This is a genomic window from Bacteroidales bacterium (genome assembly GCA_013314715.1).
Taxonomy (GTDB): Bacteria; Bacteroidota; Bacteroidia; order Bacteroidales; family GWA2-32-17; genus Ch61.
This window is the reverse complement of record JABUFC010000003.1, coordinates 69,654-94,595: the sequence shown is the minus strand read 5'-3', so window position 1 is coordinate 94,595 and position 24,942 is coordinate 69,654. Positions and strand designations below refer to the sequence as shown.

The following is a 24,942-nucleotide window of genomic DNA, read 5'->3' as shown; positions in this document are numbered from 1 at the left end:
AAAATATAAAAAGTATTTTTTTAATAAATCTTTAATTACAGCTATCATTTAAAATTAAATTTTAGCAAAGGTAACGAATATGTTGTAATTTTTTTCTACCTTTGAGTTCAAAAATGTTTTGCTATGGCAAGAAATCAAGACAATGAAATGTATTCCAATTCCATTAATATAATTGGAAACACAACCAATATTGTTGGAGACATTATAAGCGAAAGCGATATTCGCATCGATGGAAATATTAAAGGCACCATTCAAACAAAAGGAAGAGTTGTAATTGGTCAATCGGGCATTGTAATTGGAAACATTATTTGCCAAAATGCCGAAATAGGCGGAAAAGTTGAAGGCAAAATAACTACTACCGAACTTTTATCGCTTAAAGGAACATCGAATATTGTTGGCGAAATTTATACCGGCAAATTAGCCATTGAACCGAATGCTATTTTCTCGGGAACTTGCAAAATGGGCGAATATAACAGCCGTAATGAAGATTGACCCACAAAAAACAAAAGATAACTTAAATAACTATGCACGCTATTCTAACCTAGCTTTGCAAATGGGAACCATTATTGCTGCTGGAATTTTTGGTGGATATTGGTTAGATAAAACGATACAATGGAAATTTCCTGTTTTTACAGTTTTAATGGCAATTGTTTCAGTTGCACTAGCTATTTATATTGCAATAAGAGATCTATTAAAAAAGTAATTCATGTTACGAAATAAAAAATCATGGTTCGTATTTGCTATCTCTATTTTAGTTAGCTTTATTATTATTTTTTTTATTGCACCATCATTGTGGTATTTGACTCTAATTTCATTCTACTTTTTTATTTTAAGCCACATTAGTTTTCAGTATTTAAATAAAAAACATCAACAATCGCCGAATACATTCATAAGTCAATACATGCTTGTAAGCATGCTTAAACTTATTTTACACCTTACTGTTTTAGTCATTTTATTTTTGTTAAACACAGAACGTTTTTTAATTGCCGGCATTTTTTTCTTTAACTATATTATTTACACCATATACGAAGCCTCAATATGGTTATCAACTAAAAATAAATCTTGATTTTTGATTTAATTTTTATGTACATTTGCTTCAAATGAAACGCCCAATTTATTATATTAAAAATATCAGCTTTTCAATTCAAAAAGGTATCTTTTTTTTATTATCATGGCTCATTAACTTTTTATCCAACTCCATTTTTGCAACTTCTTTTGCTGTTATAGCAATGACAATCTATCGTTTAGGGTTTCAACACCATATACTTAAAATTAATTTTATTCAAAACACCATTCTTTATTTACAAATTCTTTTATTAGGAAGCTTTATTATACGTCTTATTATTTTAATTCAGCAAAAAACACTTTTTCGAATTATATTAGGCGAAATTACTCTACTTTTATTTTTATCTGTATTAGTAGTTGAACATTTTTTCTTTCCCAATTTTTTTCAAAATTGGCTAGGAAATTATTATAACCTACTAGAAACCATCTATTTAATTAGTTTAAATAGCATTGTCTTTCTTATTGAATTTTCAAAAAAGAGTTTAAGTTTTTTAAGAGGTATTAATCCTTCTTTATTGTTTCTTTCAAGTTTTATCATTATCATTTTAGTAGGTGGATTAATGTTATTATTACCAGCAGCGACTTATAATGGGATTAGTATTACCGACGCTTTTTTTACTTCTACTTCTGCAGTATGTGTTACCGGCTTAATTACTGTTGATACTGCTACTTATTTTACTTTTTTTGGAAAAACTATTATTATGGTATTAATCCAAATAGGTGGTCTAGGAATTATGACTTTCACTACCTTTTTTGGTTTATTTTTTAGTGGTTCGAGTACTTTTAAAGACCAACTTTTAATTAAAGATATCATAAATTCCGAAGCCATTTCCGAAATATTTAAAACTCTTATTAAAATTATTTTATTTACTTTTATCATTGAATTCATTGGCTTTATTCTTATTTGGTTTTCGCTCGATCCACACCTACGATTTTCGACCGAGCATATAAAATTTTCTATATTTCACTCCATTTCAGCATTTTGTAATGCTGGCTTTAGTACACGTAGTTTAGGATTAATGGACCCTAGTATTGCTCATAACTATCTATTACACACAATTATTGCATTCTTAATTATTGCTGGTGGAATAGGTTTTCCTATACTTTTAAACTACTACAAGCTTTTTAAACATTTTTTATATAATTTTATTCGAATTTTACAAGGAAAATCATACTCCCATAAACCCCACATTATAAATATAAATTCACGAATTGTAATAATAACAACTCTATCCTTAATATTTTTAGGAATGATTAGTTTTTTACTTTTCGAAAACAATAATACATTAAAAGGATATAGCTGGGCTGAAAAATTGTACTTTTCATTTTTTGCTTCGGTTACACCCAGAACGGCAGGCTTTAACACCATCGATTATTCACAAGTATTGCCCATTACCGCCTTACTTACTATGTTTTTAATGTGGATTGGGGCTTCACCCTCAGGTACCGGTGGAGGTATCAAAACAAGCACCTTTGCTATAGCTATACTAAATATTTTTAGCTTTGCCAAAGGAAAAAATAGAATCGAAATCAGCAAAAGAGAAATTTCATCGCAAAGTGTTAGAAAAGCATTTGCAACGATACAATTATCTTTATTAGTAGTTGGAATGTCAATTGTATTAGTTTCATACTATAATCCTGAATTAGATTTTGAAAAAATTATTTTTGAATGTTTTTCGGCATTCGGAACGGTTGGATTATCTATGGGCATTACACCCCATTTATCTATTGCAAGTAAATGGGTTTTAATTATAACCATGTTTTTAGGACGAATAGGAACCCTCACACTATTTGTTGCATTTATTAGGAAAGTAAAAACCGTTCGCTATAAATTTCCTGCAGAAGAAATAATTATTAATTAAAAATATATGAAAGTAATTGTTATAGGTTTAGGAAACTTTGGTTCAGCTGTTGCGTCAAAATTAGCATCACTGGGACACGAAGTAATTGGTGTAGATTCTATCGAACAACGTGTAGAAAACATCAAAGACAAAATTACTTTTGCTATAACAGTTGATTGTACTGACGATGCTGTATTAAAAACCCTTCCTCTTCACGAAGCCGATATGGTATTAGTTGCTATCGGAGAAGATTTAGGTGCTTCTGTTCTAATTACAGCATTATTAAAAAAATATAATGTTAAACGCATTATTAGTCGAGCTATTTCGCCTATACATAAAACCATATTAGAAGCAATTGGTGTCATAGAAATTCTTAATCCCGAAGAGGATTCGGCCGAACGTTTTGTAACTAAAATAAATCTTAAAAATGTTATTGATTCATTAAACATTTCGGAAGAATATGCCGTTATGGAGGTTTTAATACCTCAAAAATACGTTGGGATGAAAGTATCAGAAGCCGACTTGCGAAAAAAATATAACATCAATATACTTACAATAAAACAAGATATTCAAAAGCACATTTTGTCTAAAAATATATTCGAAACAAAAATAATTGGAGTAATTTCTCCCGATTATATATTTCAGGCCAACGATATACTCATTGTGTTTGGTCATATAGCTGACATAAAAAAATGGTTAGATAAATCGACAATTTAATGATAGTAGAAAATCTTGCAATGATAGTTGCTATTGCAAAAAATGGTGCAATAGGCAAAAAAAATGGATTATTGTGGCATATTCCAGAAGATTTAAAATATTTTAAAGAAGTAACATCAGGACATCCCGTAATTATGGGGTGGAATACCTGGCTATCGCTCCCTAAAAAGCCATTGCCCAATAGAACCAATATCATCATTTCGCTCGAGAACAAATGTATTGAGGGTTGTATTGTTTTTACAAGCATTAACGAATGTCTAGAATATGTAAAAAAGCAAAATAACCTATGTTTTGTAATTGGCGGAGAAAGCATTTACAAACAAATGATTGATTATACTAATACATTATATGTTACTTGGATAGATGCAAGCTGTTCCGATGCCGATGCTTTTTTCCCAATTGAAAAAATAAACAATTTTACAATGATTTCGTCTGAAAATCATTATAGTGAAACTACTAAATTGATGTTGAAATTCTGCGTTTACAAGCGTTAATTTTTTGTTTCTTCCTCTTTTTTTCTTGAAAAAATAGCATTCCAATAATTTTTAAACACATCATTCCAAGAATCAAACTCCTCACGATAAAATAAACCAACACCTTGTGTATAGGGCGAAGTATCTTTTAAAATATTAGTATTTGTCCGATTGAATCCTTTGGCTCTTAACTTTCCCGATTTATTTACTTTTAATTCAACATCAAAATCACCAATCAACATAGAAGATTCGGTTTGAGAACTATTAGCAACTCCTAGATTCGTATTAATGGTTACCCGGTCGTTAAAAATTTGAGTATTCAAGGCTAACTCTAACTCTTCATTAGAAATCATATCGCCCGGACGATAATTAACACCTAAATTAACCGTTTTGGAAATTTGCGAAAGCCAATGATTCAATTGGTTAGTTAATAATTCAGACGAATTTACGCCTAATGCAGTCGTATTTGAATATTCAACAGTTTTAACACCACTTTTATACGTTTCTGGAGTAACAAAGCGATTAAGTACCAGCAACGATATAACTTGTTTATTAATTTCTTCGTCGGATAAAGCTCCTAGTACACCCTCTACATGACTATCGGAGTTCGGTACATTTATACTAAAATGAAAAGATGGATTAAGCAATTTGTTGGTTAATGATAATTCACATTCGACCGGCACCCTTTGTTTATAGGTAGAATCCATCATCAATTCGTATAAGCTTGTACGCAATTTATAAACCGTTTTAATATCTAAATCAGCATTAAGTGGATCGCCCGAGAATGAAACAATTGAACCAGGTTTTACTTCAAATTTTTTGTTTATAACATTTTGAAGGGTAAATAAATAATCGCCCTGCGATATAATATAATCGCCAAATATATAAAAATCGCCATTGGGCTTAAGTTCTATACGAATATTACCAGTACCTTGAGTTTTTATAATATCGCCAACTTTCGAATCGAAAATAAGTTGAAAATTAGCTTCGGGTGTAGCTTGTATATTAAAATTTAAACTTAAACCAGAATTGACTAAAATATTATTCGAACTATTATTTTGTTTTTTATCGTTTATCGATTTATTATTTACAAAGTGTATAAAATTTTGTTGTGTGAGTTCTGATCCCGATTCAAGATTTAAATTAAATTTAGTTCCTTTTTCGGTTTGCACATTGGCATTAATAGCTATATTTTCAATATCACCAGTAATATTCACTAACCCCGAAGTATATACCGAGCCATAAAACATATTATTATCGGTATATCGTGTATTTAAAAACAGAAAGCGTTTAGTATTAACCAATAAATTTATTTTTACATTTCGAAAATATTGATGTTTGATACTCCCCGATAATTTGGCCACATTTCCTTCTTCGTCGTATAAATCAATACCCTGAACCACAAATGCATTGGGATTTACTTCTACATCGCCAGTAAAATTATATCGTGCATTTAAATACGAAATTGAAAAAGCTGTTTTTGTTAACTTAAGTTTACCATTTAATTGAGGTTTTTCAAAGCTTCCAGCAAAATGAACATTGCCCGATATAGTTCCCTTTACATCTGAAGCAAATGAACTGATAAATGGTTCTATAACATTAAGTCGCCATTTTTGAAACTGAATATCTGCATCTATTTGTCCATTTGTATCGTATTGCCCTATTACATTAAGAGTATTGATATTGCCCCTGTATGCACTTGCATTGTACTGGAGAATTTGCTTTTCATCGTTCCATTCACCTTCGATGTTTAAATCGCCTATTTCTTCATTGTTCAGTTTAAGTTGGGTTATATTAAAATTCGAAACAAGTATTGGCTTTTTCAATGTTCTTTTTATATAAATATCACCGTTGGTAATACCTTCAAAATTTAATCCTGTAGAACGAATAAAAGGATTAATGTAACTAATTTGAAATTGATTTATGTTAATATGCAAACTATCATTGAGCGAACTACCGACATCGCCATTAACATATAAATATTGTTCACCTTGGTTTATAATAGCTTGATTTATATGAATAATACTGTCTGTTATATCTATTTTACCATCATTTATATAAAATTCTTGTTGATTAAAATTGAAACGTGAAGGATTAAATACAAGGTTAATATATGATTTATTATTATTCAAATTCATATTTACAATTGCTGAAATCTCACCATCACCCAATAAGCTATCGTTTCTATTCCAATTGATATACAACTCATTTTCATCATTAAATGTAAAAACTTTTAATTGAGGAGAATTTAAAATAATTTCGTTTGATAAAAATAATTTAGAGGTTTGAAGCTCTGTATTTAATTTGTCATTTATGTTGTTTAAACGTAAATTCAATTTTGAAATTCCTATGCCAGCAATGTTAGCAGAATCTGCTACTACTTTTATTTGAACATCATTTTGAAGTCCCAACGTTATGTTTACATTACTTTGATTTGAAAAATACAACCAAGGTAAATAATCTTTTAAAATATCGGCATATTGTTTTAGATTTAAAGAAGCATTTATATTAAAGTTTTTATTCGGTTTAAATGATTTTGGAATCTGTACCCATTGAATTGAAGGCCAATATGTATTTATCATCATTTGTACATAATAGGGCAATTGTTCAAATTTAATAAATCCACTAAGATTAAAATCTAGCACATCTGAATTTAAACGGATCTCTTTAAGTTGATCGTTTTGAGTAATATCAATTTTCAGGTTATTGATATAAGTAAATAACTGATTATGTTTATATGATAATTGATAAAAATCGACCTGACCATTTGCATTATCTATATTACTTCCACTAATTTTAGAATCTAACAAAAAACTTAATTCTATATTAGAGTCTTTCGGCAAAAAATTTAACACATTTAATTTAGCATTTTTAACATCGGCCATAAAATTAAAAACAGGCTCTTTTCCAGAATAATCTATTTTACCAAGAAAATCAATTCCAATATTTGGATCTTGAAGCTGAAAGGAGCCATCAAACATTTTTTCGTTTAATATTCCATTTACTTTTATTCCTTTATAAGTATAATTATTAAAATTTAATGCACTAAAAGAAGCTTCTATCTTTGAATTAAAACCTTTTGGAGTAAATTCTGCATGTATAGAACCATTCATTGTTATATTTTTTATCAAAGGACTCGCTCCTATTACCTTACCAATAAAAAAGTTATTTAATGCGACATTGCCTTTAAGAACAGTATTTTTAGTTAAAGTATCGTAATGAATATTTGCATCTGAAACTATTTCGCCAATATCGGTTCGTAATTTACCATAAGCAACAAAATCGTTGATAAATCCCGACAATTCACCTTTATATAATATTGACCCCAGATTATTTAAAAATACGGGTAAACTCAATTTATGAGATCCATCAAACGGAGGTAAAGGCATGCCCGCAAAATCACTCAGTTTTGTTTTTAAGAATTCAAATTTTAAAAATAAAAATGTATTATCTATATCTGGTAATCCTGATATTTCATAGTTCCCCTTTATAAAAGTATTTTTCCCATATTTAATTAAAAAATCTTTAGTTTTAAGCGAAGTTAAAGGACCTTTTAACTTACCCGACAATATTATATTTTGTTTTAAACCGTGTAAATTATTTGCAAAAAAAGCAATATCTTCTGAACTTATTTTTGAAGAATAAAAAGAGATATCAAATTTTACGGTGTTTTCAAAATCATTAAAATCATCCAGATTTCTTGTTTTTAAATTTAAAAAAGCAGCTCTAACAAGGCTGTAATCGGTCTCTAAAAATAATTTTTTTAAATATATGCCCGACTCCGAAATATATCCATAAGTATTAAGTCGCTTTAAAATGAGTCCCGATTGTTCTTTCAATGAAATAGAACGAATATTAAACGTAATACTATCTTTCAAAATAGCTATATGGTTAATTTTTAAATTTAGCCCTGTAACATTTAAATGGTCAAAATCAACAGACTGTTGCTTTAAATATGGCTCCGCTATATTATCAAACTTAAACTTTCCATTTTTTATTGCTAACTGTTCAATATAAACACGATATGGTTTAGTGGAAGTAGTATCGGTAGTATCGCCACTCAAAGCCGAAATAATAAATTGTAAATTCAATATCCCTTTATTGTTTAATTTTAGAAAACATTGCGGCTGTTGTATTTCTATATCATGAGCTTTTATTATTTTATGATTTAAACCTAAATCTTTAATATTGATTTTCAAATGCTTAATGTAAAATAATGTATCTTTTTGTTGATCTTCAATATATACATCGTGCAGTACAATGGTTTTAAAGACAGAAAAATCTACTCCACCAATTTCAATACGTGTATTAAGCTTATCGGCCATTTTATTTGCAATATAGCGAGTGATTAATGTTTGTACAGGTGGACTTTTAAAAATAATAAATGCTATCAGCAATATTTTGCCGATAAAAACAATAAAATAAATTGGTATATACCTTTTTTTTCTAATTTTGCACAATTTTATTGCAAAAGTACTAAATTTGAAACAAATTGTAACTATATTAGGTATTGAATCTTCATGCGACGACACCTCTGTTGCTGTTATTCAAAACAACACCCTTTTAAGTAGCGTTATTGCCAATCAAGATGTACATAAAAACTACGGAGGCGTTGTTCCTGAATTAGCCTCCAGGGCACATCAATCGAACATTGTACCCGTTATGCACGAAGCACTTTTACAAGCCCAAGTTCAACTTAACGATATCGATGCCATTGCTTATACCAGAGGTCCGGGTTTACTTGGTTCATTATTAGTCGGAAGTTCATTTGCTAAAGGTCTTTCCATAGGATTACAAAAACCTCTAATTGAAGTTAATCATTTGCAAGGTCATATTTTATCGCACTTTTTGTCAGAAAAAGACGAACAAAAAGAATTCCCATCATTTCCTCATTTAAGTTTATTGGTATCGGGAGGTCATACGCAAATTATACTTGTTCATAGCCCTTACGAATTTGAAATTCTTGGAACCACTATAGATGATGCTGCAGGCGAAGCATTCGATAAAGCAGCTAAAGTTATGGGTCTTAGTTACCCAGGTGGACCTATTATTGACAAACTAGCAAAAGTCGGGAATCCTAATAAATTTAAATTTGCCAAACCTTATGTAGAGGGACTTAATTTTAGCTTTAGTGGATTAAAAACATCATTTTTGTATTTTTTAAAAGATCAACTTAAAATAAACCCAAACTTTATTCAAGAAAACATCAACGATTTGTGCGCTTCGTACCAAAATACCATTGCCGATATTTTGATTGAAAAAGTATTAAAAGCAATAGAAATCACTCAAATTAAAACCATTACTTTAGGCGGTGGGGTTTCAGCAAACTCCGAAATTCGTAATCGCTTTGAAGGACTTAAATTTAAGGGCATTAAGACATTTATACCTAAAATAAAATATACTACCGACAACGCAGCTATGATTGCTATTGTTGGATATTATAAATTTCTAAAAAATGATTTTTCAACTCTAGAAGCAGCTCCCATTGCCCGTTTTGGAATTAATTAATAGGTGCAGATAACGACAAGCCTTTTTCTTTAGCAATTTTAATTAAATATTGTATAGCTTCATTCCTATCATTAGTAATAATTCCATCTAAAATTGCATCTTTTATCATTAATTTCAAATCGCCTACCATTTTACAAGGAGGAAGGTTAAACCATCTCATAATTTCTTCGCCAGAAATAGGAGGTTGAAAATTACGAATACGATCTTTTTCTTCTAAATCCAATATTTTTTTTCGAACCAGTTTAAAATTCTGTAAATACTGACGTACTTTTTTTTCATTTTTCGAGGTAATATCAGCTTCAGCTAATAGCATCAGATCATCTAAATCATCGCCGGCATCAAAAATCAGACGTCGAATAGCCGAATCAGTAACTTCTTCGCTAACAAGAGCAATAGGACGCAAATGTAAGTTAATAAGCTTTACGACGTAAGGCAGTTTTTCTTGTACAGGCATGTGCAAGCGTTTAAATATTCGCTGAGCTATATGTCCTCCAACTACCTCATGCCCATAAAAAGTCCAACCAATGCCAGCAACAAATTTTTTTGTAGCTGGTTTTCCTATATCATGCAAGAGTGCTGCCCATAATAGCCAAAGCTTATCCGTCTTTCTCCTCAGTTGATCCACAACTTGCAGTGTGTGATAAAAATTATCCTTATGAGCTAAGCCTTCGTTTTTATCAATCCCTTTTAAATCATTGATTTCTGGTAGAATAAGAGGTAATAAACCAGTTTCATCAAGCAATAAAAAACCAATCGAAGGAATTTCTGACATTAAAATTTTATTTAATTCGTCAACAATGCGTTCTTTAGAAATAATGGCTATTCTATTTGCATTTTGTTTTATCCCTTTCAATGTTTTTTCATCAATGTTAAATTGAAGCTGAGTAGAAAACCGTATTGCTCTCATCATTCTTAAAGGGTCGTCAGAAAATGTAACCTCAGGAGGAGCAGGTGTACGAATTAATTTATGTTTAATGTCATCTATACCATTATATATATCTATCACTTCGCCATAGTTTTCCACTGCAAGTGAAACAGCAATAGCATTTATTGTAAAATCACGTCTATATATATCGTCTGCTAACGTACCTTTTTCGACTATTGGCTTACGAGAATCAGAACGATAACTCTCTTTTCGAGCCCCTACAAACTCTATTTCGTAATTATTATATTTTATTTGTGCGGTTCCAAAATTTTTAAAAATAACTACTTTATTAAGATTAAGGACTTTTGCCACCATTTCGGCTAAAAATATTCCATCACCTATTACAAGAATATCAATATCTTTCGATTTTCTATTCAGCAATAAATCTCGCACGTAGCCCCCTACAACATAAGCTTTTATATTATGAATGTGAGCTACTTGAGCAATCGTCGTTAATATCTTATCGTTTAACGCAAGTTTCATTTCGATACAAAAGTACAATGAATGTTAAAAATAATAAAATAAATGTTAATTTTTGTATATATCTACATATATCTATATGTTCATTAAAAAAAATACATTAATTTTGTATCAAATTTAAAAATCTTAATTATATGCTTAAACATTTAACAACATCCGAATTTAAAGAAAAAATTTTTAACTACGAAAAAAATCAAGAATGGAAATACGAAGGCGACAAACCTTCTATTATTGATTTTTATGCCGATTGGTGTTCGCCCTGTAAAATGGTTGCACCTATTTTAGAAGAGTTAGCAAAAGAATACGAAGGTAAAATTGATATTTTTAAAGTAGATACAGAAGCCGAACAAGAATTGGCAGCTGTTTTTGGAATTCGTAGTATCCCGTCTTTATTATTTATTCCTAAAGATGGTCAACCACAAATGGCCATGGGTGCTCTTCCAAAAGAAACATTCATTAGAGCAATTGACGAAGTTTTAGGCGTTAAACCTCCAATTATTGTTAAATAACCCTGAATATGAAAAAGTTAGTTATATTTTCATTAGTTGCAGTGTTAGGTCAAAGCGTTTTTTCGCAACGTTTATTATCCGAAAACAAAAGCCAAGCTGAAGGTAATAATATTGAATATTTGACCGCTGCAACATTTAAACAAAAGGTATTCGATTATACCAAATCGAAAACATGGAATTATAAAGGCAAATTACCCTGTATCATTGATTTTTATGCCGATTGGTGCAGACCCTGTAAAATGATTGCCCCTTACCTTGAAGAATTAAGTCAAACATACAAAGGGAAAATATACGTATATAAAGTAAATACAGATAAAGAACAAGAACTAGCTCAAATTTTCGGTATTCAAAGCATACCCGCTGTTTTGTTTGTGCCAATGACTGGTGAACCTCAAATGATGATTGGAGCACACCCTAAAACAGAATACGAAAAACAAGTTAATACCTTTTTAAAAGTAAAGAAATAATTTTTCATAAACATCTTAGATTTAAGTTCTAATAAAATTCATTCTAAACGTTTACATTAGTTTGCAAAACCGTTCAATAATTGAACGGTTTTTTTAACGTATTTGTTAATATCTTATATTACTATATATCTGACACTTATATTCTATTATAAACAAGTTATTAACATTTTTTTTCGATAAAAATCAATTTTTGTGCTTTAAATTTTGTCAATATAAAATAATTAAATAATTTTACCCAATCGAAAAAAATTCGATAGGTTTTATTAACAATTTGGATATTAAATAGTTAATTTATGAAAAAGGCAAAAAGCTTAATCATTTTATTAGTTGCTTTGACTACTATAATAGTAATTGACAGTTGTAAGCGTGGTGTTGATGACCCATTTTTTTCTTTTAAAAGTAGAAAAGCTAGAGTAACAGGAGACTGGACCGTTGAATCTATGGAAAGTCAAATATTAAAAACCATTGGCACTCAACAATTAAAAGCTAATGTAAAATTTAATATAAATGGTACCAGTGTATCATTAAGCATCGACTCTATTGATACTCCTCACGATACAACTAAAAGCTATACAGGAATTATAAAAGAAAGTGAATATCGTTTCGATAAAAATAGTAAAATGACCCATACCTTAAAATATGAAATTACAGAAGAAAAAACACAAGTAAATGAAACAACCAATCAAACCACCATCGAAAGATGGGTTACAACTTTCGAAACAAAAGGTTCGGGTTCATGGAATTTTTTAGGTCGAGTTGAAATTAATGGTATAGACAAATATAAAAATAAAGAACGCATATCATTTATATATGAATATAAATACCAAAAAATTGATAGCGTATATACTAAACGTGTTTTTAACGAAGAAATGATTGAAATACCCAATTTAAGTACTTATAAAACAAGCTCTTATGTTATTGACAACGGATATGCCAACGGTCAATATGCTGAAATTTGGGTATTAAGAGAATTACGCGATAAGAAAATCGTAATGGAACGCGATGTTAACGAATACGTAGTTACCAATACCGTTTCTACTGTTAATGGTTCAACTGGTACTTCTACAAGTTCATCATACAGAGGTAGAGGAGCAGAAAAAATTACATTAAAACCCCGTCAATAAATCACTAATTATTAGTGTTTAAACCACTTTTTTTAATATTTTTAACTGCAAGTATATTTTTAATTTCTTGCTATCCTACTCGCTTTGTACCCGATAATGAATATTTACTTAAAAGAAATAAAATAGTAATTCATAACAAATACATCGATAAATATGAGCTCGAAAGCTATATTCGTCCAAAAGTTAATAGAAAAATTTTATGGACCATCCCTTTTCATTTGTACGTTTATAATCTATCACGCATAGGAAAAGAACGAAAATGGAAAACAAAATTAGGTAATGTTATTGGCGAACCACCTGTAATTGTTAATAAAATAGATATTATAAAATCAAAAGAACAAATTAAACTTTATTTAAAAACGAAAGGTTACTATAATGCCAGTGTTGACGACAGTTTACACATTCTATCTCCCAAAAAAGCAGAAGTAATTTACTATATCAATTCTAGAAAACCATTTATTATAGATAGTGTTAATTTTGAAACAAAAGACCCAATTATTGCCAACTATTTATTTGAATCGAAAAATCAATCATATATAAAAAAAGGTAATTTTTTAGACGAAGAGGTATTACAACTTGAACGCAACAGAATTACAATGCTACTTAAAAACTTAGGTTACTACTACTTTACCAAAGACTTCGTATTTTTTAATGTAGATACTACCCTTGGCGATAAAAAAGTGTTAATAACAACCGTTATTATAAACAATATTAACAATGACATAGAAACCCCGCATCAAAAATATGTTATCGATTCGGTTTTTGTTTTTCATAACTACAATCCTAAACAGGCCTTACAAAACAAATCTCAATACTTTTCCCAACTCGATACGATTGAATACAAAAATATTATCTTAATTGGAACCGACAAACCGATGTATAAACCAGCTTTACTCGAAAGAATGAATTTTATAAAACCCCATCAATACTACAATCAAAAAGACGCAGAAATTACTTACAATAAATACATATCGCTCAATAATTTTCGTTTAGTCAATATTCATTTTATCGAATCTGGACGACGTACAGGCTTAAATTGCAATATTGAATTAACTCCACTTCAAAAACAATTTTATCAGATAGAAGCCGAAGGAACAAACTCTTCGGGAAACCTTGGAGTAGCAGGTAATCTTATTTACAATAATCGGAATCTTTTTGGCGGTGCTCAAAAATTGAACATTCGCTTACATGGTTCTATCGAAAGACAAACAGCTGTTATTCAACAAAACGACGAACAAATTCAAACTTACCTCCCTTTTAATTCGCTCGAAACATCATTAGAATCTAAATTACAATTCCCCTCTTTTGTTTTTCCGTTTATTTCTGAAAAATTCATTAAATACAATAATCCCATAACACAAGTGCAAGGGTCGTATAGTTTTCAGCAAAGACCCGACTATACAAGAACGATTAGTACGTTAACATTTGGTTATGAATGGAACGGCAACAAAAATTTAAAACATTTTGTAAACCCAATTGAATTAAATTATGTTCAAATACCATTTATATCGTGGCGTTTTAACCGCTTAATTCGAGGTACTTTTCTCGAAAGCAGCTATTTAAACCACATGGAAACCATTAGTTCATATGGTTTTTTATTTAACGACCCTAAAGTTGGCAAAAATAAACAAAACACTATTTTTATTCGAGGCAAATTTGAAACATCGGGAAACCTATTATACACTTACTTTCACGAAATAAAAAAACAAATTCAAGATACAAGTTATCAATTGTTTAGTGTACCTTTTTCGCAGTTTGTTAGAGCAGAGATGGACTTACGTTATTATAAATTTATAGGTAAAAACACAAAAATAGTTTATCGCCTGTATGGCGGAGCCGGTTATCCTTACGGTAATTCTTCTGTTTTGCCATTCAACAAACAATACTTTTCAGGAGGTGCCAGCAGTATTAGAGCATGGGCAGTACGCAGCTTAGGTCCTGGATCGGTTAATGATACTACTTATCAAGGTGTATATAATCAAACTGCCGATGTTAAATTAGAGGGGAATTTGGAATACCGATTTAAGCTTTTTTGGGTTATAGAACCAGCTCTTTTTGTTGACGTTGGCAATATTTGGGATATATATAAAAAAGAAAACAGAGAAAACGGAGTGTTTAAACTCGATAAATTTTATAACGATTTAGCTATTGGCTATGGTATTGGTTTACGATTTAATTTTGGTTTCTTTATTTTCAGATCCGATTTTTCGCTCAAAGGGAAAGACCCCGCCGAAAGCATTGGCAATCGCTGGTTATTTATTCAACGTAAACACGTAAGAGACGATTTTACTATCAATATTGGCATTGGCTACCCATTCTAATTCTAATAAAATAAACTACCTCACTCTCAGCTTAGTATCTTACTTTGTTGCAATATTTATAATCATTGTACACTTATTTACATTTTATTTTTATCTGATAAGAGTTTGACATAATTCAAATCACTATTGTCAAAAAAAATTTTCATTATTTTCACTTATGATACGAACAAAATATTCCATTATTAAAAGGGAAACACGAGATGGTATTAGAAATTAGATGAGAAAATTATAAATGCGGAGACTATCATTTTAAATGCATTATTTTTAGTTAATATATTATTGATTATCAATTCTATTTTTAAATTGTTAAAAATATTTTGGACAAAAGTGTTTTTTAATACAAAATTTTCATGTGTAATTATTTTTTAAACTATATACTAAGGTTACATGGAATACGCCATTCGAACAAATAGTGATGTTTGTTTGTGTGTAAATTTCATTTTCGGTTTGTGTGAATTTGTTCTCATGGCTATTTCATAGAATCAACAGATACAATTTTATTTTGCGGAGAGAGGGGGATTCGAACCCCCGGTTCGCCTATCGGCGAACAACGGTTTTCGAGACCGCCGCATTCGACCACTCTGCCATCTCTCCTAACGATTTATTTCGAGCATTCAAACACTCCAGCTATATTTCAACACTGCTCAATTTATTTAAGAACCTTAAAAAATAAACGAATAACTCAATAACCCATTCAACTTTTAGGGTGCAAAAATAATGAATATTTTTAAAATTGTTTACTCTTTAGTACTTATGCTACCTTTTTTTACAAAGTTTTTCTGTCCTATAGCTTTGCGTCCTACATAAACATTAACACAGCCCGTATAATTGGGGTCGCCCGAAGGTATAGCAACACGAACTATATAACGAGCACTTTTAGTCGGTGTAATTTCGTAATAAGGTGTTTTATTTTGCTGTCGATTATCATACAATATTTTATCTACAGAAATACGTTCCGTGTTCCATATAGTATCAATATTTATTTGACGACTTTTAATAATTAAATTACCTTCTTTATCTGTTTTATAATCGCCATATTCGTTTGTTTCGTATATTAAAGTAGTATCTTTTTTAATTTTATCAATTGTACGCTTTGTTTTTCTTTCGGGTTGAACGATTTTCCACGACACATTTCCTAATTTAGGATCATTGCAAACAAACATGCGATAGCGTTGCCCACCATACAATACTACATTAACGCTAGCTGTATCACCAGGTGATAATTGAGCATACGCCGATTGACTGCGATAATCGAAATCTTCCATTAAATCATCACAAAACTTTTTACGTTCACATTGTCCATAAAAAGTTATACTACTTAACATAGTAGCGAAAACTAATATAATTATATTGAATTTCATATTCATTCCTCCTTTTTTATGCGATAAATAATGCGCGGATAGCTTTAACTTTATTTACTATTTCGTCGTATTGTTTTTGTGTTATAGTAACATCGGTATTGTCGAGCAATTTATCGTACGATTGTTGTAAATCTAAAAGTTTATCTATAACCTCTTTAAATTCGGGGTTGTCTTTTACATATTGAAATAGTTCTAAAATATTTTCAAGTAATAAACCTTGATCAGCAATTCGAATAACAATTTCGTTATTAGGGTCAAACTTTTGAACAGATTTAATTGCAAGGTTTACGCTTTCAATCCATGCTCCCGTAATCATAAGAGGTAAAAGGTCTTCTTTGCCTTGTTGTTCTAAAAAACGTACGGCTGTTGAATACGAATCGTTCGATATCTGGTACAACGAATCGCTATTACTCATATTTTGATCGATACGTTTAACAATTTTTTCGTCGAAACCTTCGGTTAATCCCAAGTCGTCCGCTATTTTTTTGGTTACTGAAAAATAACTAAAAGTTTCTTTATTTTGCTTAAATACAGTACAATAAGCTAAATCCGACGCATATATACCTAAATTGATAGCTTTTTTATGCTTACTTATATATTTTGAATGATTATCAATAGGATTTAGATTTTCTTTTGCAAATTTTACATTGGCATTATACATGAAAATATATAGTTCTATTGGTGAAGGAACTTTTACAGCTGTTTTTTGTAAATCACTTTCAACAATTTCTGTAGAATCTTCAAGTAATTTATTCGAAGGAGGCACACTGTCATTACAAGAGTATAAGGCAATTATGCTTATTGCCATCAATCCAAAATAAAGTTTTTTTAACATAGTTTTAAAGTGTTTTTGTGTGTAAAATTAAAACATTTTATCTTTATGAAAAAATTTTATGAAAAAAAAACTAATTCTTTTTTGGTTAATGATTCATTTTTTTATTCAAACTAAATCGCAAACTATTGCATACGATTTTACATTAACCGATGTTTATGGAATACAACATAATTTATATCAAACATTAGATTCTGGAAAAGTGGTTGTACTCGATTTTTTTATTACTAATTGTGGTACTTGTCAAATAAACACTCCCATATTAGATAGCATCTGGAATGAGAATAATCATCATGGCGACTCACTAAGAATATGGGGCATTGAATGCTCTGGGCGTAATGATAGTTCCATTATCGCTTTTATGCAACAATATCATGCTACTTATCATTTTTTTAGCACACTTAACGATGATGTTGTAACTTATTTGTACAACATTACTTACACCCCTCAATATTTTGTTGTTTGTCCAAATAAAATTATGAAACAAGTTAGTATTAACCATATAAGAGATGCTATTTCTGATTGCACAAGTCTTTCGTATGATAAATTAGACCACCAACAACAACCGTTTATCATTTTTAACAATCAAATTATTTTTTCAAGTCCTGTTCAACCCGTTGAATTGTACTCAATACAAGGATTACTTTTAAAAACATATTACTCACCGATTATTCCTATTGATCAATTAAAAAAGGGTATTTATATTTTAAAATGGAAAAATTTAGAATATTTTAATACTTATAAATTATGTATATTCTAATGTAACATTTATCTTTGCAAATCGTCCTATGTATTAAATTTTAAAACTTTATAATTATGAAAAGCTTTTTAAAGTATGTTTTTGCAACCATCGTCGGAATACTTTTATTAAACATTATTTTGTTTATAATATTTTTAGGCATTATTACAGCTTTAGCCCCATCCGAAAAACCCCCAAAAATTAAACCTAATTCTATTTTACACTTAAAGCTCGACTATGCTATCAACGAACGTACCGATGATAATCCCTTTAAATCTTTTTCGTTTACTGATTTTAATACAGAAAAAAATTTAGGACTCAACGACATTTTATTTAATATACACAAAGCAGCCGAAGACCCCAACATCAAAGCAATATACCTTGATGTAACCAACATGCAAGCAGGGTTAGCTACCATTGAAGAAATTCGCAATGCCATTTTAAATTTTCGCCACGATAGCAAAAAGCCTGTCATTGCCTATACCGACTATTATACACAATTAGCCTATTATTTATGTTCAGCCGCTGATAAAATATATATGAACCCTCAAGGAGTTGTCGAGTTTAAAGGCTTAAGCTCAGAAATTTTATTCTTTAAAAATGCACTCGAAAAGCTGGGAATACAACCCATTGTAATACGACATGGTAAATTTAAAAGTGCAGTTGAGCCATTTGTGTTAGATAAAATGAGCCCCGAAAATAAAGAACAAACCAAAACTTATGTTCAATCAATATGGAATCATATGCTTTCGCAAATAAGCATCGAAAGAAAAATCCCTGTTGAGCGACTCAATATTATTGCCGATAGTTTATTATTAGACAATGCAGAAAATTGCGTAAAATACGGTTTTGTTGATGGATTAAAATATTACGATGAAATTTTATCAGAACTTTGTCAATTAACAAAAGTAACCCGAAACAAAGATCTTTCATGGGTAGAAATGAATCAATATTCTAAAGTACCAGCTAAATTTGTACCTGGGAAAAAGGAAAAAATTGCCATTCTTTATGCTGTTGGCCAAATAGATCTGGGTAAAAACGAAGACGATAAAATTGGCGGCAACGAACTTGCCGATGAAATCCGTAAAGTAAGAGAAAATCCAGACATTAAAGCTCTTGTACTGCGTGTCAATAGTCCGGGTGGGAGTGCCTTAGCTTCAGAAATTATTTGGCGCGAAATAGTACTTACTAAAAAAGTTAAACCAGTTATAGTAAGCATGAGCGATGTTGCGGCTTCAGGTGGATATTATATCTCATGCCCTGCTGATGTAATTATAGCCAATCCTACTACTATTACAGGTTCTATTGGCGTTTTTGGTTTATTGTGGAACGGACAAAAATTTTTAAATGATAAACTCGGACTCACAATTGATGGCGTTCAAACCAACGAAAATGCCACCTTAGGATCCGTATTTCGCCCTATTAAACCATATGAACAACAAGTTATACAAAAAGGAGTAGAACAAATTTACAGCGTTTTTATTAACCACGTAGCCGAAGGTCGGAAAAAAACAGCTGCCGAAATTGACAGCATTGGTCAAGGACGAGTTTGGAGCGGTATTAATGCTAAACAAATTGGTTTAATCGATGAATTTGGAGGATTAGAAAAAGCCATCGAAATTGCTAAACAAAAATCGGGTATTAAAGGAAAAATTAAAATTATTGAATTACCCGAAAAGCTACCATTCTTTGAGCAAATATTAAAAGAAATGCAAGAAAATACCGAAGTTTCGCTCATCGAAAAAGAATTTGGACATTTAGCACGATATATCAAATCGTTTAAGCAATTAGAAAATATAAAAGGCATTCAAGCTCGCATGCCTTACGATATTTATTTATATTAAACACCAACCATTTTCATACTAATTCCTATTTACTTAAAAAAGCAAATAAATTTATTGATTTAAAATTTTGCTAAATCAATTTCATTCAACTTTTTTACATTTTAGTTAAAAAATATGTACTTTTGAACGCATAAATTTAATCTATATGAAGTATATTAGTTATTTAGTTTTAATTATTATGGCTATTTCGTGCAATTCTGAAAAAAAGATTATCTATCCCGAAACAAAAAAAGTAGACACTATCGATACCTATTTTGGCATAAAAGTTCCAGACCCATATCGCTGGCTCGAAAACGATACGGCTCCCGAAGTCAAAGCATGGGTTGAAAATCAAAACAAGGTAACCTTCGATTATCTGAAAGCTATTCCCTACCGCGACAAAATAAAAGAACGCATAACAAAGCTTTTTAACTATGAAAAACGCTCCACTCCATTTAAAGAAGGCAATCTTTATTTTTATTATAAAAATGATGGATTACAAAATCAAAGTGTACTCTACACAACACCCGATATAAATCAACCGGGTAATATTTTACTCGACCCAAATAACCTGTCGAGCGATGGCACTGTAGCACTCAATTCAATTGCTATTTCGCCCGATGGTAAAATTTTAGCATTTGCAATTGCAAAAGCCGGTAGCGATTGGAACGAGATATATTTCAAAGAAATAAAAAGCGGAAAAATGCTCCCCGATACCCTTCACTGGGTTAAATTTTCGGGCATCGCTTGGTTCAACAATGGTATTTATTATAGTGGATACAGCCAACCTGAAAAAGGTAAAGAATTATCGCAAAGCAATAAGTTTCATAAATTATTCTATCACAAACTTGGTACCCCACAATCGCAAGACGTAATTGTAATGGAAAAACCATCGGAGCCTTTTCAGAATTTTTTTGCCAACAATACCAGTGACAACCAAATACTTTGTATTTATGAAGAAAAAGCCGGCGAACTTGGCAACGCCCTTCATATTATAAACCTAAATAACACAAAACCTATTATACAGACCCTTATTGCCGATTTTAAATATCAATACAGCGTAATTGACCATAAAGACAATTTTATCTACCTAAAAACAAACGAAAATGCCAATAATTATAAGGTAATACGAATAAATATGAACCAACTCCATCAAACTGAAACAATCATTCCCGAAACCAACGATGTAATTAACGATGTAAACATTAGTAAAAATAATATTGTGGTTACATACATGCACAATGCTCATTCAATTTTAAAAGTCTTTGATTTACAAGGAAAATTTCTATATGAAATAGAGCTTCCATGCATAGGAACAGTTAATTCATTTAATACAGATATCGACGACGATATTGCTTTCTACGATTTCACTTCATTTAATTATCCAACTACCATTTTTAAAATCAATCTAAAAACTCAAGCATCCGAAATTTGGTTTAAACCACAAATTGATTTTAACGAAAGCGATTACGAAGTAAAACAAGTTTTTTACGAAAGTAAAGACAAAACCAAAATCCCCATGTTTATTGTACATAAAAAAGGCATTGCGTTGAATGGAAAAAATCCCACCCTCTTATATGGCTATGGAGGTTTCAACATAAGTCTTACTCCTTCATTTAGCACCACTCGTCTGGTTTGGTTAGAACAAGGTGGCGTGTTAGCCATAGCAAATCTTCGTGGTGGTGGCGAATATGGCGAGAAATGGCATTTAGCTGGCACCAAACTGAAAAAACAAAATGTCTTTGACGATTTTATTGCAGCAGCCGAATATCTTATAGCACAAAAATACACTTCGCCCGATTATCTTGCTATTCAAGGCGGATCGAATGGAGGATTATTAGTGGGTGCAGTTACAAATCAACGCCCCGAACTTTTTAAAGTGGCCTTACCCGCAGTTGGTGTTATGGATATGCTTCGCTTTCATAAATTTACCATTGGCTGGAGTTGGACTACTGATTACGGAAGTAGCGACAATAAAGAAGAATTTGAAGCTTTATATCAATATTCGCCCATTCATAATATAAAAGAAAATACAAACTACCCAGCCATATTAGTAACCACTGCCGATCATGACGATCGAGTAGTACCTGCACATTCGTTTAAATATATAGCCACATTACAAGAGAAATGTAAAGGCAAAAATCCTGTTTTAATTCGCATCGAAACCCAAGCCGGACATGGTGGTGGAAAACCAACTGCTAAAATTATTGAAGAAACAGCCGACATATATGCATTTACCTTTTTTAATATGGGTATAGAACCTAAATAAACATTCATGATTTCAGTACCTTTTATAGTAATAGAAGGCAATATTGGTGCTGGCAAAACTACTTTAGCCACCATGCTAAGCAAAGACTTAAACGGACGTCTTATACTCGAACGATTTGCCGACAACCCTTTTCTACCAAAATTCTATAAAGAACCAGAACGATGGGCATTTACTCTTGAGCTATCTTTTCTTGCCGATCGTTATAAACAACTAAAAGAAGAACTATTGCAACCTTCGCTCTTCGATCAATACATTATTGCCGATTATTATTTTATGAAATCGCTCATTTTCAGTAAACAAACCCTTGCCGAAGATGAATTTAATCTTTACAAACAATTATTTGAAATTATTTACTATAACCTTCCAAAGCCTAATATATTTGTGTATTTACATGCTCCCATCGAAAAAATTATGTATCAAATAAAATTACGTGGTCGCTCATACGAACAAGACATATCAAAAGAATATTTACAAAATATTCACAACAATTACCTTGAGTTTATTGATACCCAAAAAAACATTCCAGTATTAATTATTAACACTGAAAATCTCGATTTTGTTAATAACCCAAGCGATTATAAACAAATTAAAAACACTATTTTTGAACATTTAAACAAAAAAGGCATTCATAAAAAATTTTTTATCTCAAATAAAATTTGTGATTCAAAAAATGATTTATAATTTTGTAGCAAAATTTTGTCTAATGAATTAATAATTAATTGTAAACCAATATGAAGAAAAATTACATTATTTATTCCGCATTGTTCTTAGCTGCTGCTGTAGCTTTTAGCGGTTGTACCGGTCTCAAAAAAATGAAAAAGAAACAAGGTTTAATTACTTATCAACAAAGCCCCAATCCATTGGAAATGCATGGCGATAGTGTTATATTAAACATTACCGGAAATTTCCCACCTAAATATTACAAGAAAAAAGTAACATGCGAAATTACTCCTGTATTCAAAAATACTGCAGGTCAAGAAATACCTTTTAAATCAATAAAAGTTCAAGGTGAAAAAGTTCAAGACAACAATCAAGTAATCAAAACCCTCGAAGGTGGAAAATTTAATTATTCAACCAAAGTCGCTTATACTCCCGAAATGCGTATTGGCGATATAAACATTAAAATACATGCATATGTAAAAAACAAATTTGTAGATTTTGACCCAGTAACGATTGGCAAAGGGACCATTGCTACCCCTGGATTATTAGAAAAAGACGCAAAACCCATTATTGCTAAAGATAATTTAGTTCGCATATTCCCCGAACAAAAAGAAGCTAGCATTTTATATACCATAAACCAAGCCAATGTTCGCCCACAAGAATTAACCAAAGCCGAAATAAAAGAATTGAAAAAATATCTAGAAGCTACACAAAAAAATGCGCGTAAACAAATAAAAGGAGTAAATATTTCTTCATATGCTTCACCCGATGGACCAGAAGATTTAAATGCAAAACTTTCTGACAACCGCGGTACTTCAGCCAATAATGTAATTAAAGATCAATTTAAAAAATTTGAAAAAGCTAATGAACAAGGCTTTTTCAACACAAAAGCCACTCCTGAAGACTGGGAAGGATTCCAAAAACTTATGCAAGAATCAGATATAGCCGATAAAGATTTAGTTTTGCGTGTTCTTTCTATGTATAGCGACCCCATTCAACGCGAAAAAGAAATTAAAAACATCAGCAAAGCATTCACAGAAATTGCTGACAAAGTATTACCCAAACTTCGTCGTTCACAATTAAAAGTTAACGTTGATAGTATTGGACGCAGCGATGAAGAAATTATTAAAACTTTTGATAGCTTACCTTCAGCTTTAACCGTTGAAGAACTTATTTATGGTGCAACCCTCAGCAAAGACTTAAACCGTCAACTTGCATTTTATAAAGCAGCTACTAATCAATACAGCAACGATTGGAGAGGTTTCAACAATGCAGGTTTTGTATTAGTTCAACAAGGTAAATTAAGCGAAGCTAAAGAACAATTTGAAAAAGCAAAAGCACTCAATGCTGGCAACAACATTGTTTTAAATAACTTAGGTGTTATTGCTCTTCGCGAAGGCGATTTTGTAAAAGCAGAAGAATATTTTAAATCGGCAAGCGGAGCCGGCAATGAAGTTAATTATAACTTAGGTATTTGTGCAATTAAAAAAGGTGATTACAATGGAGCTGTTGCTAAATTTGGTAACTACTGCACATTTAATGCTGCTTTAGCAAAATTATTAAGTGGCAATCCCGATGGTGCCAACAAAACTATTGACTGTGCAGAAGATAAAGACCGTGATATGATGTACTATTTAAAAGCCATCATTGGTGCACGTCAAGGTAATACCGACTTATTGTATAATAGCTTACGTGCTGCTATTAGCAAAAATTCAGCTCTCATTGAAATGGCAAAAACCGATATGGAATTTGCTAAACAATTCAACGATGATACCTTTAAATCAATCGTTAAATAATTTTTAAAATATCCTCCTAAAAAAGGCATCTT

General features: G+C 30.9%; 20 protein-coding genes and 1 tRNA gene. 16 read left to right on the top strand and 5 right to left on the bottom strand.

Annotated features, from left to right (window positions below):
- Nucleotides 1-123 precede the first annotated feature (123 nt).
- The 6 genes from HPY79_01405 to HPY79_01380 are packed head-to-tail and all read left to right on the top strand — an operon-like array spanning nt 124 to nt 4,117.
- Nucleotides 124-492 carry a polymer-forming cytoskeletal protein gene (locus HPY79_01405; GenBank protein ID NSW44473.1) on the top strand — a complete coding sequence of 123 codons (369 nt, stop codon included), beginning with the start codon at nt 124-126 and terminating at the stop codon, nt 490-492.
- Nucleotides 482-703, top strand: a complete 222-nt coding sequence (locus HPY79_01400) for an AtpZ/AtpI family protein (GenBank protein NSW44472.1) — start codon at nt 482-484, stop codon at nt 701-703. Before HPY79_01405 ends, HPY79_01400 begins: the two co-directional genes overlap by 11 nt.
- Nucleotides 704-706: 3 nt before the next feature.
- The gene (locus HPY79_01395; protein ID NSW44471.1) at nt 707-1,066 is read left to right on the top strand and encodes a hypothetical protein; all 360 of its coding nucleotides are present in this window, start codon (nt 707-709) and stop codon (nt 1,064-1,066) included.
- Nucleotides 1,067-1,100: 34 nt separating this feature from the next.
- Nucleotides 1,101-2,927 (top strand): ATPase, encoded by a 1,827-nt coding sequence (locus HPY79_01390; protein NSW44470.1) that lies wholly within the window; start codon nt 1,101-1,103, stop codon nt 2,925-2,927.
- Nucleotides 2,928-2,933: 6 nt separating this feature from the next.
- Nucleotides 2,934-3,623 (top strand): TrkA family potassium uptake protein, encoded by a 690-nt coding sequence (locus HPY79_01385; GenBank protein NSW44469.1) that lies wholly within the window; start codon nt 2,934-2,936, stop codon nt 3,621-3,623.
- Complete coding sequence (locus HPY79_01380; protein ID NSW44468.1) at nt 3,623-4,117, top strand: dihydrofolate reductase; 495 nt, start codon at nt 3,623-3,625, stop codon at nt 4,115-4,117. The genes HPY79_01385 and HPY79_01380 overlap by 1 nt, the downstream gene beginning before the upstream one ends.
- Here the strand turns inward: HPY79_01380 and HPY79_01375 are convergent.
- On the bottom strand, nt 4,114-8,493 hold the full coding sequence (locus tag HPY79_01375; GenBank protein ID NSW44467.1) for a translocation/assembly module TamB domain-containing protein: 4,380 nt from the start codon (nt 8,491-8,493) through the stop codon (nt 4,114-4,116). The genes HPY79_01380 and HPY79_01375 overlap by 4 nt on opposite strands.
- A gap of 85 nt (nt 8,494-8,578) precedes the next feature.
- On the opposite strand from HPY79_01375, the gene tsaD reads away from it, so the two are divergent.
- Nucleotides 8,579-9,604, top strand: coding sequence for a tRNA (adenosine(37)-N6)-threonylcarbamoyltransferase complex transferase subunit TsaD (tsaD, locus tag HPY79_01370; protein ID NSW44466.1), 1,026 nt, complete (start codon nt 8,579-8,581; stop codon nt 9,602-9,604).
- Here tsaD and HPY79_01365 read toward each other — a convergent pair.
- A complete protein-coding gene (locus HPY79_01365; GenBank protein NSW44465.1) occupies nt 9,597-11,012 on the bottom strand; it encodes an HD domain-containing protein in 1,416 nt (471 codons plus the stop codon). The genes tsaD and HPY79_01365 overlap by 8 nt on opposite strands.
- A gap of 131 nt (nt 11,013-11,143) precedes the next feature.
- Here HPY79_01365 and trxA (HPY79_01360) point away from each other — a divergent pair, with 131 nt between their 5' ends.
- The 4 genes from trxA (HPY79_01360) to HPY79_01345 all read left to right on the top strand — a co-directional run bounded on the left by trxA (HPY79_01360) (nt 11,144) and on the right by HPY79_01345 (nt 15,430).
- The gene (gene trxA / locus HPY79_01360; protein ID NSW44464.1) at nt 11,144-11,518 is read left to right on the top strand and encodes a thioredoxin; all 375 of its coding nucleotides are present in this window, start codon (nt 11,144-11,146) and stop codon (nt 11,516-11,518) included.
- A gap of 8 nt (nt 11,519-11,526) precedes the next feature.
- A complete protein-coding gene (gene trxA / locus HPY79_01355) occupies nt 11,527-11,985 on the top strand; it encodes a thioredoxin (GenBank protein NSW44463.1) in 459 nt (152 codons plus the stop codon).
- A gap of 293 nt (nt 11,986-12,278) precedes the next feature.
- Complete coding sequence (locus HPY79_01350) at nt 12,279-13,109, top strand: hypothetical protein (GenBank protein NSW44462.1); 831 nt, start codon at nt 12,279-12,281, stop codon at nt 13,107-13,109.
- Between the two features lie 14 nt (nt 13,110-13,123).
- The gene (locus HPY79_01345) at nt 13,124-15,430 is read left to right on the top strand and encodes a BamA/TamA family outer membrane protein (protein ID NSW44461.1); all 2,307 of its coding nucleotides are present in this window, start codon (nt 13,124-13,126) and stop codon (nt 15,428-15,430) included.
- A gap of 505 nt (nt 15,431-15,935) precedes the next feature.
- Here HPY79_01345 and HPY79_01340 read toward each other — a convergent pair.
- From HPY79_01340 to HPY79_01330, 3 genes are all read right to left on the bottom strand, one after another.
- Nucleotides 15,936-16,024: transfer RNA gene (locus HPY79_01340), tRNA-Ser, on the bottom strand.
- A gap of 143 nt (nt 16,025-16,167) precedes the next feature.
- Nucleotides 16,168-16,791, bottom strand: a complete 624-nt coding sequence (locus HPY79_01335) for a hypothetical protein (GenBank protein ID NSW44460.1) — start codon at nt 16,789-16,791, stop codon at nt 16,168-16,170.
- A gap of 16 nt (nt 16,792-16,807) precedes the next feature.
- Entirely contained in the window at nt 16,808-17,626 is an 819-nt protein-coding gene (locus HPY79_01330) for a hypothetical protein (GenBank protein NSW44459.1), read from the bottom strand.
- Between the two features lie 58 nt (nt 17,627-17,684).
- Here HPY79_01330 and HPY79_01325 point away from each other — a divergent pair, with 58 nt between their 5' ends.
- From HPY79_01325 to HPY79_01305, 5 genes are all read left to right on the top strand, one after another.
- The gene (locus HPY79_01325) at nt 17,685-18,383 is read left to right on the top strand and encodes a TlpA family protein disulfide reductase (GenBank protein NSW44458.1); all 699 of its coding nucleotides are present in this window, start codon (nt 17,685-17,687) and stop codon (nt 18,381-18,383) included.
- Between the two features lie 56 nt (nt 18,384-18,439).
- A complete protein-coding gene (sppA, locus tag HPY79_01320; GenBank protein NSW44457.1) occupies nt 18,440-20,206 on the top strand; it encodes a signal peptide peptidase SppA in 1,767 nt (588 codons plus the stop codon).
- 145 nt (nt 20,207-20,351) lie between these two features.
- On the top strand, nt 20,352-22,454 hold the full coding sequence (locus HPY79_01315) for a S9 family peptidase (GenBank protein ID NSW44456.1): 2,103 nt from the start codon (nt 20,352-20,354) through the stop codon (nt 22,452-22,454).
- 6 nt (nt 22,455-22,460) lie between these two features.
- Nucleotides 22,461-23,135 carry a deoxynucleoside kinase gene (locus tag HPY79_01310; GenBank protein ID NSW44455.1) on the top strand — a complete coding sequence of 225 codons (675 nt, stop codon included), beginning with the start codon at nt 22,461-22,463 and terminating at the stop codon, nt 23,133-23,135.
- 50 nt (nt 23,136-23,185) lie between these two features.
- Complete coding sequence (locus HPY79_01305) at nt 23,186-24,910, top strand: hypothetical protein (GenBank protein ID NSW44454.1); 1,725 nt, start codon at nt 23,186-23,188, stop codon at nt 24,908-24,910.
- Nucleotides 24,911-24,942: the final 32 nt, after the last annotated feature.